Raw genomic sequence first — 12,710 nt, 5'->3', positions numbered from 1 at the left:
CGACATGAGGGTTGACCTGCGCCGCGCTTTCGCCAGTCTGGACGAGTCCCTGCGCTAAATCGCCAAATCGGGGAACGCCGCCGGTACATAAACCGGCGGCATCGCTATAATCCCCGACCATGTCAGAACAACAACACCCCGCCAGTGAACGCCCGCTGCTGATCTATCTGCACGGCTTCCTGTCCTCCCCACAGTCGTACAAATGCCAGCTGCTGAAAGAGTGGCTGCAACAGTCGCGCCCGGAAATCGTATTCTACGCACCGCTGATCTCGCCTTACCCCAGTGAAGCGGCGATGGCGCTTGGACAGATGCTGAAAGATTTCCGCAACAACCACCGCGGCCCCATCGGCCTGGTGGGCAGCTCCATGGGTGGCTTCTGGTGTACCTGGCTGGCGGAACAGCACGAATTGCCCGCAGTAGTGATCAATCCCGCGATCAAGCCCTCCCGCTTTATGCCCGGCTATGTGGACCAGGATCTGAAACCCTACAGCGGCGAAATGCAGACCTATCGCCTGAGCCTGTTGGATGTGGATAACATGCGCAGGCTTGAAGCCTCGATTCCGTCCGCACTTCAGGGCCGCTACTGGCTGCTGGCGCAGCGCGGCGACGAGACCCTGGATTGCCGCGACGCCGAGCAGTTCTACGCGGGCCAGCAGCAGACCATCGAAGACGGCGGCGATCACAGCTTTCAGGGATTTGCCCGCTACACCGAGGCGCTGGTAGATTTCCTGTTTCCGAATAATTGAAAACCACAAAGCAGTAGGCGCCTGCCACGGCGAATAAAAACTCTATGGCCAATTACTCCGCAGAAGACATTGAGGTATTGACGGGGCTCGACCCGGTGAAAAAACGCCCGGGCATGTACACCGACACCACCCGGCCCAACCACCTGGCCCAGGAAGTCATCGACAACAGTGTCGACGAAGCCCTCGCCGGCCACGCCAAGAAAATCGAAGTGGTGCTGCACAAGGACCACTCCATCACCGTCAGCGATGACGGCCGCGGCATGCCGGTGGATATCCACCCGGAACAGGGCCGCCCCGGGGTGGAAGTCATCCTCTCCACCCTGCACGCGGGGGGCAAATTCTCCAACAAGAATTACCAGTTCTCCGGCGGCCTGCACGGTGTGGGTATCTCCGTGGTGAACGCCCTGTCCAAGGTGCTGGAAGTCACCATCCAGCGCGAAGGCCAGATACACCGCATCGGCTTCCAGAACGGCGACAAGGCCTCGGATCTCGAAGTCATCGGTGAGTGCGGCAAGCGCACCACCGGCACCAGCGTGCGTTTCCTGCCTGACCCGCAGTACTTCGATTCCTTCAAATTTTCCGTGCCGCGCCTGCGCCACCTGCTGCGCGCCAAGGCCGTACTCTGCCCGGGCCTGAGCGTTACCTTTATCAACGAGCAGGACGGCGAATCCGATCAGTGGTACTACGAGGACGGCCTCAAGGATTACCTCGCTGCGGCCAACCAGGGTTGGGAAGTGCTGCCGGCAGAACCCTTCGTGGGCAGCTTCAGTGCCACCACCGAAGCGGCGGACTGGGCGGTGCAGTGGTTGCCGGAGGGTGGTGAAATCACCGCCGAATCCTACGTCAACCTGATCCCTACCGCCCAGGGTGGTACCCACGTCAACGGCCTGCGCGCGGGCCTGCTGGACGCCATGCGCGAGTACTGCGAAATCCGCAACCTACTGCCCCGCGGCGTCAAGCTGGGGCCTGAAGATATCTGGAACCAGTGCAGTTACGTATTGTCCGCCAAGCTCGCCGACCCGCAGTTTTCCGGGCAGACCAAGGAGCGCCTGAGCTCCCGTGAAGCCACCGCGTTTATATCCGGCGTGGCCAAGGATGCGTTCGGCCTGTGGCTGAACCAGCACACCGAGGAGGGCGACAAGCTCGCGGAGCTGTGCATCAACAACGCGCAGAAACGCCTGCGCTCGGCGAAAAAGGTCGCACGCAAAAAGGTTACCCAGGGCCCCGCACTGCCGGGCAAGCTCGCAGACTGCTCCAGTGGCGACGCCACCCGCTCCGAGCTTTTCCTGGTGGAAGGTGACTCCGCGGGCGGCTCCGCCAAACAGGCGCGGGATCGCGAATTCCAGGCCATCATGCCGCTGCGCGGAAAAATCCTGAACACCTGGGAAGTGGATTCCAATGAGATTCTCGCCAGCCAGGAAGTACACGATATTGCCGTCGCCCTCGGCGTCGATCCCGGCAGCGACAATCTCGAAGGCCTGCGCTACAACAAAATCTGTATCCTCGCTGACGCCGACTCCGACGGTCTGCACATCGCAACCCTGCTGTGCGCACTGTTCCTGCGTCACTTCCGCCCGCTGGTCACCAACGGCCATGTGTATGTCGCCATGCCACCGTTGTTCCGCATCGATATAGGCAAGGATGTCTATTACGCACTGGACGACGCCGAGCGCCAGGGCATTCTCGACCGCATCTCCGCGGAGAAAAAGAAAGGCAAGCTCCAGGTCACCCGCTTCAAGGGCCTTGGTGAAATGAACCCGCTGCAGTTGAGGGAGACCACCATGGACCCGAACACTCGCCGTCTGGTACAGCTGTATATCGACGCCGGGGATGACAGCAACCAGTTGCTGGATATGCTGCTCGCGAAGAAACGCGCTGGCGACAGGAAGCAGTGGCTGGAATCAAAAGGTAACCTCGCCGAAGTGAGTTGATCTAAAAACAAAGCCCCTTAAATGGGGCTTTGTTGTTTCTGGCCGGCGAAAATGAGTGTCGGCGGGTGAGTGAGTTCGGGATTACGATCACGATTTCATACGTCGGTGACTAAACAGAGGAAAAGGAAATCCAGAGATGAACTGCAAAAAAATTGGCTTTCTCACCATTGCGATAGCGTCAGCTGTTGCAATGCTTTTGATTGCGCGGGCAAATGGAAATAATGAACGCCAATTGCTTGCTCAGATAGAGCGTAATGAAGTTCAAATTAGCGAATTAGAACGCAAAATAAAGATCCTAGAGGATCGTCTGGGCAATGTTGAGGTGGGATTGGGTGAAGCGCAGTCACAACTTGAGTGGAAAGTGCAGCCCTTGGCTTCAGAGTCAAAATAGCGTCATTCGGAAGCGATAGAACTCCGGCTTGCCTACAGTAATTAGGCTCTCATTAAATTTAGCTTTTAAACCCGCTGTGAACAGAATGATGGAAAACCGATCGAGATTCCAGGCAGCGTTATTCCGCCCTGTGATAGCGGATGGCGACAGCTCATGGGCCTTTGTCCTCCTGCCAAAGGATGCCAGTGCAAAACTCCCGCGGCGCGGCAGGACGACGGTCGCGGGGACCATCAATGGCCATGGCTTTCAGGCTACGCTGGAGCCTGATGGGAAACTGAGCCATTGGCTGCGGGTTAGCAAGGAGCTTCAGGAAGCCGCCGGTATCGCTGTCGGCGATACGCTCTCTCTGGAAATCCAGGCAGTGGGAAAGGAGCCTGAGCCCGAGGTTCCGCCAGATCTGGCAGAGGCGCTTGCAGCAAATCCGGAAGCGCATCGTATTTGGCAGGCGACCACCACGATTGCGCGGGTGGACTGGATACATTGGATAACCTCTGCCAAGCAATCCAAGACCCGCGCGAAGCGGATCAATGATGCGTGCAACATGCTTGCAGAGGGAAAAAAGCGGGTCTGCTGTTTCGATCCGTCGGGTTTCTACAGCAAGGCATTGCGCGCGCCCGAACGCGAATAGGCCGCGCGCTTGCCTGTCTCTATACGTGCCGGTATCGGCACGAATCAATTTTATTCCGCGACCGGTGTGGCGCGGTCGGCGCTCAACGCAGTGTCGCTTTTCTCGCCTTTCACCATCCTGCGGCCAAGCGCGACCAGCAGGAAGCCAATCGGAAACATGATCACACCGTAAATCGCGGACGGGATGGACATCTCGCTGGATTGCAGCAGTGTGAGCGTCACCATCAGTCCCAGGGTGCCATTTTTGATTCCCAGTTCGGTGGCAATGGCGATGCCTTCGCGTTTTCCCAGCCCTACCAGTTTTGCACTCAGCAGTCCCAGCCCGATGCCGAGTAGGTTCAGGGCAATGGTGCCCGGACCCGCCTGAATCATCAGGTCGAGGAAGCGATCGCGAATGCCGTACACGATTGCAACCACCAGTGCCGCCAGCACCAAGCCGCCAAAGATGCTCACCACGCTTTCCGCGCGCGTGGCGAGTGAGGGGCGGAACCACTTGATGAGCATGCCAATGGCGACCGGCAGCAGCACGATCAGAGAAAGCATCAGCACGGTTTTTACAAAGGGCAATTCAATCGCCTGCTGGGTACCGTAGTAAAAGGTCAGGGCATAGTTGGCGAAGACCGGCAGGGTCATGATGGTGATCATGCTGGCGGAAATGGTGAGCACGATGGAGAGCGCAACGTTACCGCGTGCCAGCAGGGTGAACAGGTTGGAGGTGGTGCCGCCAGGGCAGGCGGCTATGATCACCAGCCCCACGGCCATTGCCGGTGGTAGTTGCAGTGCCCAGGCCAGGGCGAAGGCGGCGGCGGGCATCAGCAGAATCTGGGTGATAGTACCTAGGATCAGGCCGGCGGGTTTGACGGTGACCTGGTGAAAATCACGTGCGGTCAGGGTCATGCCGATGCCGATCATGATGATGAACAGGGAAATAGGCAGGCCGACAGAGATCAGCGGACTCGATTCCATGGGGCGCTCCGGAAATTATTTTTAGATCTTTTTGTATATAGCCCAAATGGATGGGCACATCGCTTCAGGCATTCTAGAAAACGCGCTCGGGGCGAGAATGTCAACGAGTTTACGTTTGGAGGGATGCAGAATGACTGCGCACGTGTCGCAAGGAACGGCGCGAGCTGCGCCATTCCCTTGTTTCCGGTTGATTGCTAGCTGCCGTTCGCGAATGCTGACCGGATGATCTCGTCCGTCTTCCGGCAGAATGCGCATCCGGCCTCAATGCAAATTCAGGCTGTAGCGCACCATAGTGTAGTCGCGGGGGTCTGACTTGCAGTTGAATCCCAGTTCTCTCGCCACATGATCGATTGCGGCGTTACTGGCGGATTCAATGGAGTAGATCTCGTCGAGGCCATCCAGCTTGGCGGCGTCCACAAGTTCCTGCAGCAGGTATTTATCCAGCTCGGTTTTCTGCCATTCATCGGCGACAACAATGGCACATTCGCAGGTGCGGCCGTCTGGGTCGCAGGCAAAGTTGGCCACGCCCACCGCATGCCGTGTGCCGTTTTCATCTTCGGCAAGCGCAATAAAGGCTTCGTGGCGGGAGTCATTGTCGGTCAGTATCTTGATCAGCTGTCGGCTGACCTGGCCGATACCACCCAGAAAGCGCATGCGGCTGGTGTCCGCAGAAAGGTGCTCAATCAGCTCTTTTTCAAGGGCACCGTCAGATGGTTGAACTGGGCGGATGAGAACCTGTCGACCGTCCGTAAGTGTGTAGTGTTGTTCTTCCCAGACTGATGTGGATTCAGATGTGGGCGTCGAGTGCCCGCGCATCGTCGTGCCTGTCATGTTGTTGCCCTCCCCATTGTGTTGCGATCGGCTTTTTAAGCCATTAGACATAGAGCCGCATTGCTCGCAGCTTGTCTGCAAGGCTATGGTGAATGACTGTTAATACCCAAGGTTCAAAGGCAGGTCACACCGTAGGTGGCTGAAAAAGTGCATGCAACGCAATGTTGAAGTTAAAACTGGGCAGTCCGTTGCACTGTGGTATAGTGCTGCGGCTGGCACTAGCGCCAGTTGCGTCATCTGTAGGCTGGAATGTTTTCCGGCTCATTTCTGGAACACTGTGCTCAACAGTGTGTCTGAACCCTTTCTACTGAATGCCGCACCCGGTCGAATTGAAATTTTCGACCACAGCCTTTGGCGGCAACCTGAGCTCACCCGTGGAAATCCGGAGTTTTCTGCTTCCACCTGGTGAGTTGCCCAAATTTTTATCCAGCTGCTTGCGATGCTTCAGAGCTAGGCAGCGGTAATCTGCAAGAAGAAACTTTATGCTGTTTGAAGATCTTGGCCTCGTGCCGGAAATCGCCCGCGCCGTGGCGGAGCAGGGCTATACCCAACCGACCCCGATCCAGGAGCAGGCCATCCCTGTGGTGATGCGCGGTGGCGACGTGATGGCCGCGGCCCAGACCGGTACCGGTAAGACAGCGGGCTTTACCCTGCCGCTGCTGCACCGCCTGTGCGCCGGTGAGCGCGCGCGCAACAACCAGGTGCGCGCACTGGTACTCGCGCCCACTCGCGAATTAGCGGCACAGGTGTTTGACAATGTGCAGGGCTACTCCAAGTACCTGCCGCTGCGTCACAGCTGTGTGTTTGGTGGGGTAAAGATCAACCCGCAAATGATGCGCCTGCGCGGCGGTGCGGATATTCTCGTAGCGACCCCGGGCCGTCTGCTGGATCTCTACAACCAGCGCGCGATCAAATTCGATGCCCTCGAAGCGCTGGTGCTGGACGAAGCCGACCGCATGCTGGACATGGGATTTATCCACGACATCAAGAAAATCCTACGGGTGCTGCCGGCCAAGCGTCAGAACCTGTTGTTTTCTGCGACCTTTTCCCCGGAAATCCGCGCCCTCGCCAAAGGCCTGGTGAATGATCCGGTGGAAATCGATGTGAGCCCGCGCAACAGCACCACCAAGACCGTGCAACAGAAACTGCACCCGGTGGATAAAGCGCGTAAGACGGCGCTGCTCAGCCACCTGATCCGTGAAAACAATTGGCATCAGGCGCTGGTGTTCAGCCGTACCAAACACGGCGCGAACCGCTTGGCACAGCAACTGGAAAAAGACCGTATCACCGCCGCCGCCATTCATGGCAACAAGAGCCAGAATGCGCGCACCAAAGCGCTGGCGGATTTCAAAAGCGGCAAGGTACAGATTCTGGTGGCGACGGATATCGCCGCCCGCGGTATCGACATTGACCAACTGCCGCAGGTAGTGAACTTCGACCTGCCGAATGTGCCCGAGGATTATGTACACCGTATCGGCCGCACCGGTCGCGCCGGCGCATCCGGACAAGCGGTTTCACTGGTATCTGCAGATGAATTCAAGCAGCTGCGGGATATCGAAAGGTTGATCCAGAAGCCAATCGAGCGCGAAGAGGTGGAGGGCTTTGAGCCTGACCACCAGCTGCCGGAATCCGGTGGTAAGCCGGCGCGTGGTGCGCAGGTTCGCCGCGATGGCGCCCCGCGCAAAAAGCCTGCGAATCGCGGCGGTGCTTCGGGCAGTGCATCCGGTAACAGCCGTGGCGCCAGCGGGCGTGGAACCGGCGAGCGTTCCGGCAACGGTGGCAGCCGCTCCGGCAACGGCGGTGGTCGTTCGGGCAACCGCAGCGAAAACAGCGGCAATTCCCCGCGCGCGGATCGCGCGGAGAATGGTGCTCGCGGTTCTCGAGGAAACGGCAACCGCGGAAACAGCAACCACAATGATGCCGGCCGCAGTGGCAGCCCTCGCGGTGGTGAGCGGGGCAATCGCTCCGAGAGTTCCGATCAGCGTCCCCGTCAGCGCCGCTCGCACTGAATATTGGCGGTTTGATCGAGTTTATTTCCTCCTCGAACGGGGAGAAATAAACCAAAACAACCCCTCAATAAAAAGGGGCGGAAGTCGACTTCCGCCCCTTTTTGTTTTTATGGGCAAGTATCTTTACCGGAATTCAAACACTGTATGGGTGTCAGTCGTCATTGCCCACGCGCACCACGAGCTTGCCGAAATTCTTCCCTTCCAGCATTCCCGCAAAGGCATCCGGTGCCTGTTCGAGACCGTCGACTACCTGCTCGCGATATTTGATTATTCCCTCGGCATACCAGCGGGACATTTCCTGATAAAACTCGTCGTAGCGGTGCCCGTAGTCATCGAAAATGATGAAGCCCTGCACCTTGAGGCGTTTGACCAGTATCAGTCCCATCAACTGACCGAGTCGATCGGGACCGGCCGGCAGTTCGGTGGCGTTGTACTGTGAAATCAACCCGCACACGGGAATACGTGCGCTGGTGTTAAGCAGTGGCAGCACGCCATCTAAAACCTTGCCGCCGACATTTTCATAGTAGATATCGATACCCTTTGGACAGGCGGCTGCCAGCTGCGCGGCAAAGTCCTCCGCGTAATGATCTATACACGCATCGAAACCCAGCTCCTCAACCGCGAAGCGGCATTTTTCTGCGCCGCCAGCCACGCCGACCACGTGACACCCTTTCAGCTTTCCGATCTGTCCTACTGTCGCGCCTACAGGGCCGGTGGCTGAGGCGACCACCAGGGTTTCCCCTTGCTTAGGCGCGCCGATATCCATAAGCCCCATATAAGCGGTAAAACCGGGCATACCGAGGATGCCCAGTGCCAGTGACGGCTGTGCGGGACTTTTCCCGAGGTTTACCAGCATGGTGCCGTCGGACAGGGCATAGTCCTGCCAACCGCAGGTGTAGGAGAGTACCCAGTCGCCTGCCGCGAAGCCTTCGAGTCGCGATTCCACCACTCGGTTCACGGTACCGCCAACCATCACCTCACCGATTTGCACCGGCTCGGCATAAGACGGTGCATCACTCATGCGGCCGCGCATGTAAGGATCCAGTGACAGGAAAACAGTGCGCAGTAATACCTGTCCATTCGCGGGTGTCGGAATCTCGGTCTGTTCCATGCGGAAATTTTCGGGGCCAGGCGCGCCCTTGGGACGGGAGGCTAATACCAGGCGGCGATTGTGCGCGTTTGACTGATTGAGATTCATGGGACTATCTCCAACGGTGGATGTGCGATGGGGCGCCGCTTTTTGGCGTACGTCGGAAAAACTGCGGCGGGATAATCCCGCCGCAGTTATCAATTGGCTGTATTGCTTGCCAGATAGTTTAGCGTGAGTTCTGTCAGAGCCTTAGTGCCGACGCGAAGAGCACTCTCTTCGACGTAGAAGCTCGGGGAGTGGTTACTGGCGGCGGTGGCGGGATTGGTGCCTTGCGGGGTAACACCGAGAAAATAGTAGAAGCCGGGAATCTCGTTGGCGAAAAAGGAAAAATCTTCCGCACCGGTAACCTTGGGCACTACTATCACGTTGTTTTCACCAGCTACTTCTCGCAGTACTGGAACGACCGCTTCCGTAAGTTTGGGGTCGTTGGCGGTGACTGGGTAGCCCTCGATAATTTCCACTTCCGCCGTGGCACCGGTACTTTGTGCAATGCTCTCCGCGGTAATCTTTAGGCGTTTGAAAATTTCCTGACGGTTGTCCATGTCAAAATTGCGGATGGTGCCGTTCATGAACACGCTGTCGGGAATGATATTGTTGCGCACACCGCCGTCGATCTTGCCGAAGGACACCACTGCCGGTTCCTTGGTGATGTCGATCTGGCGGCTGACGATGGTCTGGGTGCCGTTAATAATCTGAGCGGCGGCGGTAATCGGGTCGACGCCGCCCCAGGGGCGCGAGCCGTGGGTCTGGCGGCCTTTCACATTGATGCGGAATTCATCGGAGCTTGCCATCAGCGGTCCGGAACGATACCCGATCACGCCAGCGGGCAGGCTGGAGCTGACGTGCTGGCCAAAAGCCACGGCCGGTTTGTATTTCTTGAACAACCCTTCCTTCAGCATCAGCTCCGCACCGCCTTCCTCGCCATCCGGCGCCCCTTCTTCCGCGGGCTGGAAGATAAACAGCACGTTGCCGGCGAGTTCATCGCGCATGTCGGCCAGCACCTGCGCGGCGCCCATCAGCATAGCCACGTGGGTGTCGTGGCCGCAGGCGTGCATCACGCCCACCTGCTCGCCGTTGTATTCGGTCTTGGCCTTTGAGGCAAAGGGGATATCCACACGCTCGGTCACAGGCAGTGCGTCCATATCCGCGCGCAGTGCCACCGTGGGGCCGGGTTTCCCGCCCTTGAGGAAGCCGATTACCCCGGTGTGGGCAACACCGGTTTCCACTTCCATACCCAGGGATTTCAGGTGTGCGGTGACGTACTTGGCCGTCTCGAATTCGCGGTTACCCAGTTCCGGATTCTGGTGCAGGTGACGGCGCCATTCGATGACCTTGTTTTCGGTCTGTGCCAGTTGTTTGTCAACATCGGCAGCTTGTGTGTGGGCCGCAATAGCGGAGGCGGCGAGGGCGAGAGAGAGCAGTGTTTTGTTCACGACAGATTCCTGAAGGGTTTTATAAAAATTTTTCTGCGTTGCAGTGCATGGCCGCTTCAAAGGAAACCATGCACGGCGACGGGAATCAATCCTTGCGCGCGATTGGGGATTTCACCCGCTCGGCAAAGTCTGCGACTCCCAGTTCCGTACGTTCGACCTTTTTGATGGTGCCATCGTCATTGAAGTGTAGGTATTCCGCGGCGGAGTGGCGCTGGCGTTTGTCACAGCCGGATGCGGTGTAGTCCAGCCAGCGGTGATAGAACAGAAGCCACTGGCCTTTGTACTCGACGATGGAGTGATGGTTGTTGCTGCTGTGCTCTTGCTCCATAAACATCCCCTTGTACTGCCAGGGACCAGTGGGGGATTCGGACATGTAGTAGGCGAGGGCGCGGTTGTTTTCCGGCATGGTGAAGTAGTACTTGTCGCCGCGCTTGAAAACCCACGGGCCTTCCATTTTCGGCTCGTAGCCGCCCATATCCATCTTCTGGAAACCGCCCTTGATACTGCGCATATCCTCGGCCATCTCCACCACGTAGTAATCGAAGTTGGTGCCGTGGAAATACAGGTAGGCCTTGCCGTTATCGTCAATAAACAGCGCCGGGTCATTGGCGTAGGGCTCGCGCCACAGGGGGGCGCCGATGGCGTCTTTGAAGGGGCCGGTGGGGGAGTCGCTCTCGGCGATACCGATGCCCATCCACTTGGTGCTGTTTTCAGGGTTTACACGGTCCTTGTGGCCGCTGCCGGCGGGGAAAACGAGATAGTACTTGCCGTTTGTGTACGCTGCGTCCGGTGCCCAGGCGTAGTTATCGGCCCAGTCCAGGTCGTCGACCGACAGCACCGCACCGTGGTCTTTCCAGTTGACCAGGTCGTCGGACGAGAACACATGCCAGTTTTTCATCCAGAAATCTTGCTGGCACTCCTCGTCGTGGGAGGTGTAGAGATACATCTTGCCGTCCTGCCACACGTGCGCGGATGGGTCTGCGGTTTTGATATCACTGCCGAAATTGAGCGGGTTTTGTGCGTGGCTTGTGCCAGCGCCGAGCAGCAGGGAAAGCAGGGCTAACCGCAGTGGGTTCTTCTTCATGGGGTACTCCTTCATCGCCGCCAGATGACGGTCAGGCCGTTTATTGTTTTGGTCTGGCCGATTTTACAGGGTGAAGGAAGTAATGGAACCTTGGATCAGGGGCGCGGAAGCGTGCTGAAACGGAATGACGTGGTGAAGCAGCACACGGGCGCCACCAGGCGCCCGTGATACAGGGTTAGAACTTGTAGCCGAGGCCGACGGAGTAGACCCAGGGATCCACCTCTACATCGGTGGAAATACGGGTGGTAAAGCCCTGGTCGTTGCGGAAGTAGATCTTGGCATCGGTATCGATATCCAGATACCAGACGGCGGCATTGAACAGCCAGTTGCTGTCGCGGCCGAACATGATATCCACCCCGAGCTCGCCGGCCAGTCCCCAGGAATCGTCCAGGTTCAGGTCCGCATTGCTGACGGCCCCTAGAACATCTTCAAAATAGGCTTGCGCGACGTTGCTGATGTCTTCATCCATGAATGTGGTGAAGTTCACGCCAAATCCCACATAGGGCTGCACCCAAGACTCCTTGCACACCGGGAACCACTGCACCGTCAGAGTGGGGGGGAGGTGCTCAAGATCACCGAGGTCGACCTTGCCGAGGCGCGCGCCCGGGTTGACCGGATCCGGCAGGCCGCTCACTTCGAGGTCGTGCTCAAACGGTATCGCGGCAAGTAGGCCTAGGCCAAAGTGGTCGGCGAACAGCCAGGTGGCGGTGATGGTGGCGCTGTCCCCGGTGTCTACATACACTCGGGTGTCCGGCAACCGGCCAACGCCGTTGATATCCAGCCAGTCGGAGTCGTCACTCGGGTCCACGTAGCCCCAGCCGATACGCAGCACGAAGTCGCCCTGTTCGTAATCTGCGAGACACTGGCTGGCGCCGAGGGTGGTGGCCAGCGCGGCGGCGATGACGCCAATAGCCTTGTTGGCTGCTTTCATACATTCGCTCCTTGAACTTCCTGGGGATGAGGCGCAACACTTTTAGTCTAGCCGGGTGTTTTAATGCGCAATATTTTTGCGTTTTGTTCGGCGTCAGGCCGGGCCGGGTTGAGACCTGATGGTGCTGGCGCAATAATGTGATCACAAATTCAAAAAGAATCAGTTGTCCCTGATATCGGTGAAATGATGAAAATTGGTGTTCTGAAGACCGACGATGTGCGTCCCCAGCTGGTGGGGGAGTTTGGCGAGTATCCGGATATGTTCGCGGCGCTGTTGCAGCGCGAGGAGCCGTCGCTGGAGTTTGTGACTTACGAAGTGCAGCACGGGCATTATCCGGCGGATATTGATGAGGTGGATGCCTATCTGATTACCGGCAGCAAGACCGGGGTCTATGAGGACAAGCCGTGGATTCCACCGCTAATGGATTTTGTGCGCGAGTTGCGCCGGCGCGAGAAGCCGACCCTGGGAATCTGCTTCGGGCATCAGCTGATTGCCCATGCGCTGGGTGGTGAGACGCGCAAGTCGGAGAAAGGTTGGGGTATCGGGGTGCACAGTTATGAGGTGCAGGAGACGCCGATGTGGATGGTGGAGCCGCAGGAGAAAATCAGCCT

At 58.1% G+C, this 12,710-nt stretch carries 12 protein-coding genes; 6 read left to right on the top strand and 6 right to left on the bottom strand.

Translation table 11 applies throughout. The features are described 5' to 3' along the window. Nucleotides 1–119: 119 nt before the first annotated feature. From VIL80_RS05950 to VIL80_RS05935, 4 genes are all read left to right on the top strand, one after another. Nucleotides 120–746 (top strand): YqiA/YcfP family alpha/beta fold hydrolase, encoded by a 627-nt coding sequence (locus VIL80_RS05950; RefSeq protein ID WP_332035231.1) that lies wholly within the window; start codon nucleotides 120–122, stop codon nucleotides 744–746. Between the two features lie 44 nt (nucleotides 747–790). Then, a complete protein-coding gene (gene parE / locus VIL80_RS05945) occupies nucleotides 791–2,677 on the top strand; it encodes a DNA topoisomerase IV subunit B (RefSeq protein WP_332035230.1) in 1,887 nt (628 codons plus the stop codon). Between the two features lie 136 nt (nucleotides 2,678–2,813). Then, complete coding sequence (locus VIL80_RS05940) at nucleotides 2,814–3,068, top strand: hypothetical protein (RefSeq protein ID WP_332035229.1); 255 nt, start codon at nucleotides 2,814–2,816, stop codon at nucleotides 3,066–3,068. An 85-nt stretch (nucleotides 3,069–3,153) separates the two neighbouring features. Beyond that, complete coding sequence (locus VIL80_RS05935; protein WP_332035228.1) at nucleotides 3,154–3,696, top strand: YdeI/OmpD-associated family protein; 543 nt, start codon at nucleotides 3,154–3,156, stop codon at nucleotides 3,694–3,696. Between the two features lie 50 nt (nucleotides 3,697–3,746). Here the strand turns inward: VIL80_RS05935 and VIL80_RS05930 are convergent, their stop codons facing one another. After that, nucleotides 3,747–4,661, bottom strand: a complete 915-nt coding sequence (locus tag VIL80_RS05930; protein WP_332035227.1) for a bile acid:sodium symporter family protein — start codon at nucleotides 4,659–4,661, stop codon at nucleotides 3,747–3,749. 261 nt (nucleotides 4,662–4,922) lie between these two features. After that, nucleotides 4,923–5,492, bottom strand: a complete 570-nt coding sequence (locus VIL80_RS05925) for a GNAT family N-acetyltransferase (RefSeq protein ID WP_332035226.1) — start codon at nucleotides 5,490–5,492, stop codon at nucleotides 4,923–4,925. A 482-nt stretch (nucleotides 5,493–5,974) separates the two neighbouring features. Between VIL80_RS05925 and VIL80_RS05920 the strand changes: the two genes are divergently transcribed. After that, nucleotides 5,975–7,501: a DEAD/DEAH box helicase gene (locus tag VIL80_RS05920; RefSeq protein ID WP_332035225.1), complete on the top strand. Its 1,527-nt coding sequence runs from the start codon at nucleotides 5,975–5,977 to the stop codon at nucleotides 7,499–7,501. Between the two features lie 151 nt (nucleotides 7,502–7,652). Here the strand turns inward: VIL80_RS05920 and curA are convergent, their stop codons facing one another. The 4 genes from curA to VIL80_RS05900 all read right to left on the bottom strand — a co-directional run bounded on the left by curA (nucleotide 7,653) and on the right by VIL80_RS05900 (nucleotide 12,099). Continuing rightward, nucleotides 7,653–8,699, bottom strand: a complete 1,047-nt coding sequence (gene curA / locus VIL80_RS05915; RefSeq protein ID WP_332035224.1) for an NADPH-dependent curcumin/dihydrocurcumin reductase — start codon at nucleotides 8,697–8,699, stop codon at nucleotides 7,653–7,655. 89 nt (nucleotides 8,700–8,788) lie between these two features. Next, nucleotides 8,789–10,084 (bottom strand): M20 family metallopeptidase, encoded by a 1,296-nt coding sequence (locus VIL80_RS05910; protein ID WP_332035223.1) that lies wholly within the window; start codon nucleotides 10,082–10,084, stop codon nucleotides 8,789–8,791. 85 nt (nucleotides 10,085–10,169) lie between these two features. Beyond that, on the bottom strand, nucleotides 10,170–11,168 hold the full coding sequence (locus VIL80_RS05905; RefSeq protein ID WP_332035222.1) for a family 43 glycosylhydrolase: 999 nt from the start codon (nucleotides 11,166–11,168) through the stop codon (nucleotides 10,170–10,172). Between the two features lie 175 nt (nucleotides 11,169–11,343). Then, on the bottom strand, nucleotides 11,344–12,099 hold the full coding sequence (locus VIL80_RS05900; RefSeq protein WP_332035221.1) for an OmpW/AlkL family protein: 756 nt from the start codon (nucleotides 12,097–12,099) through the stop codon (nucleotides 11,344–11,346). 186 nt (nucleotides 12,100–12,285) lie between these two features. Between VIL80_RS05900 and VIL80_RS05895 the strand changes: the two genes are divergently transcribed. Further along, nucleotides 12,286–12,710: glutamine amidotransferase-related protein (locus VIL80_RS05895; protein ID WP_332035220.1), on the top strand; the 425-nt coding region annotated here is incomplete at its 3' end.

This window comes from Microbulbifer sp. (genome assembly GCF_036563125.1).
GTDB lineage: Bacteria > Pseudomonadota > Gammaproteobacteria > Pseudomonadales > Cellvibrionaceae > Microbulbifer.
This window is presented reverse-complemented; position numbering and strand designations above follow the sequence as displayed.

Excerpts from the sequence above, each read along its gene's own strand:
- VIL80_RS05900 (WP_332035221.1), bottom strand. The coding sequence starts at position 12,099 with ATGAAAGCAGCCAACAAGGCTATTGGCGTCATCGCCGCCGCGCTGGCC.
- VIL80_RS05950 (WP_332035231.1), top strand. The coding sequence starts at position 120 with ATGTCAGAACAACAACACCCCGCCAGTGAACGCCCGCTGCTGATCTAT.
- VIL80_RS05925 (WP_332035226.1), bottom strand. The coding sequence starts at position 5,492 with ATGACAGGCACGACGATGCGCGGGCACTCGACGCCCACATCTGAATCC.
- VIL80_RS05905 (WP_332035222.1), bottom strand. The coding sequence starts at position 11,168 with ATGAAGAAGAACCCACTGCGGTTAGCCCTGCTTTCCCTGCTGCTCGGC.
- parE (WP_332035230.1), top strand. The coding sequence starts at position 791 with ATGGCCAATTACTCCGCAGAAGACATTGAGGTATTGACGGGGCTCGAC.
- VIL80_RS05940 (WP_332035229.1), top strand. The coding sequence starts at position 2,814 with ATGAACTGCAAAAAAATTGGCTTTCTCACCATTGCGATAGCGTCAGCT.
- curA (WP_332035224.1), bottom strand. The coding sequence starts at position 8,699 with ATGAATCTCAATCAGTCAAACGCGCACAATCGCCGCCTGGTATTAGCC.
- VIL80_RS05920 (WP_332035225.1), top strand. The coding sequence starts at position 5,975 with ATGCTGTTTGAAGATCTTGGCCTCGTGCCGGAAATCGCCCGCGCCGTG.
- VIL80_RS05930 (WP_332035227.1), bottom strand. The coding sequence starts at position 4,661 with ATGGAATCGAGTCCGCTGATCTCTGTCGGCCTGCCTATTTCCCTGTTC.
- VIL80_RS05935 (WP_332035228.1), top strand. The coding sequence starts at position 3,154 with ATGATGGAAAACCGATCGAGATTCCAGGCAGCGTTATTCCGCCCTGTG.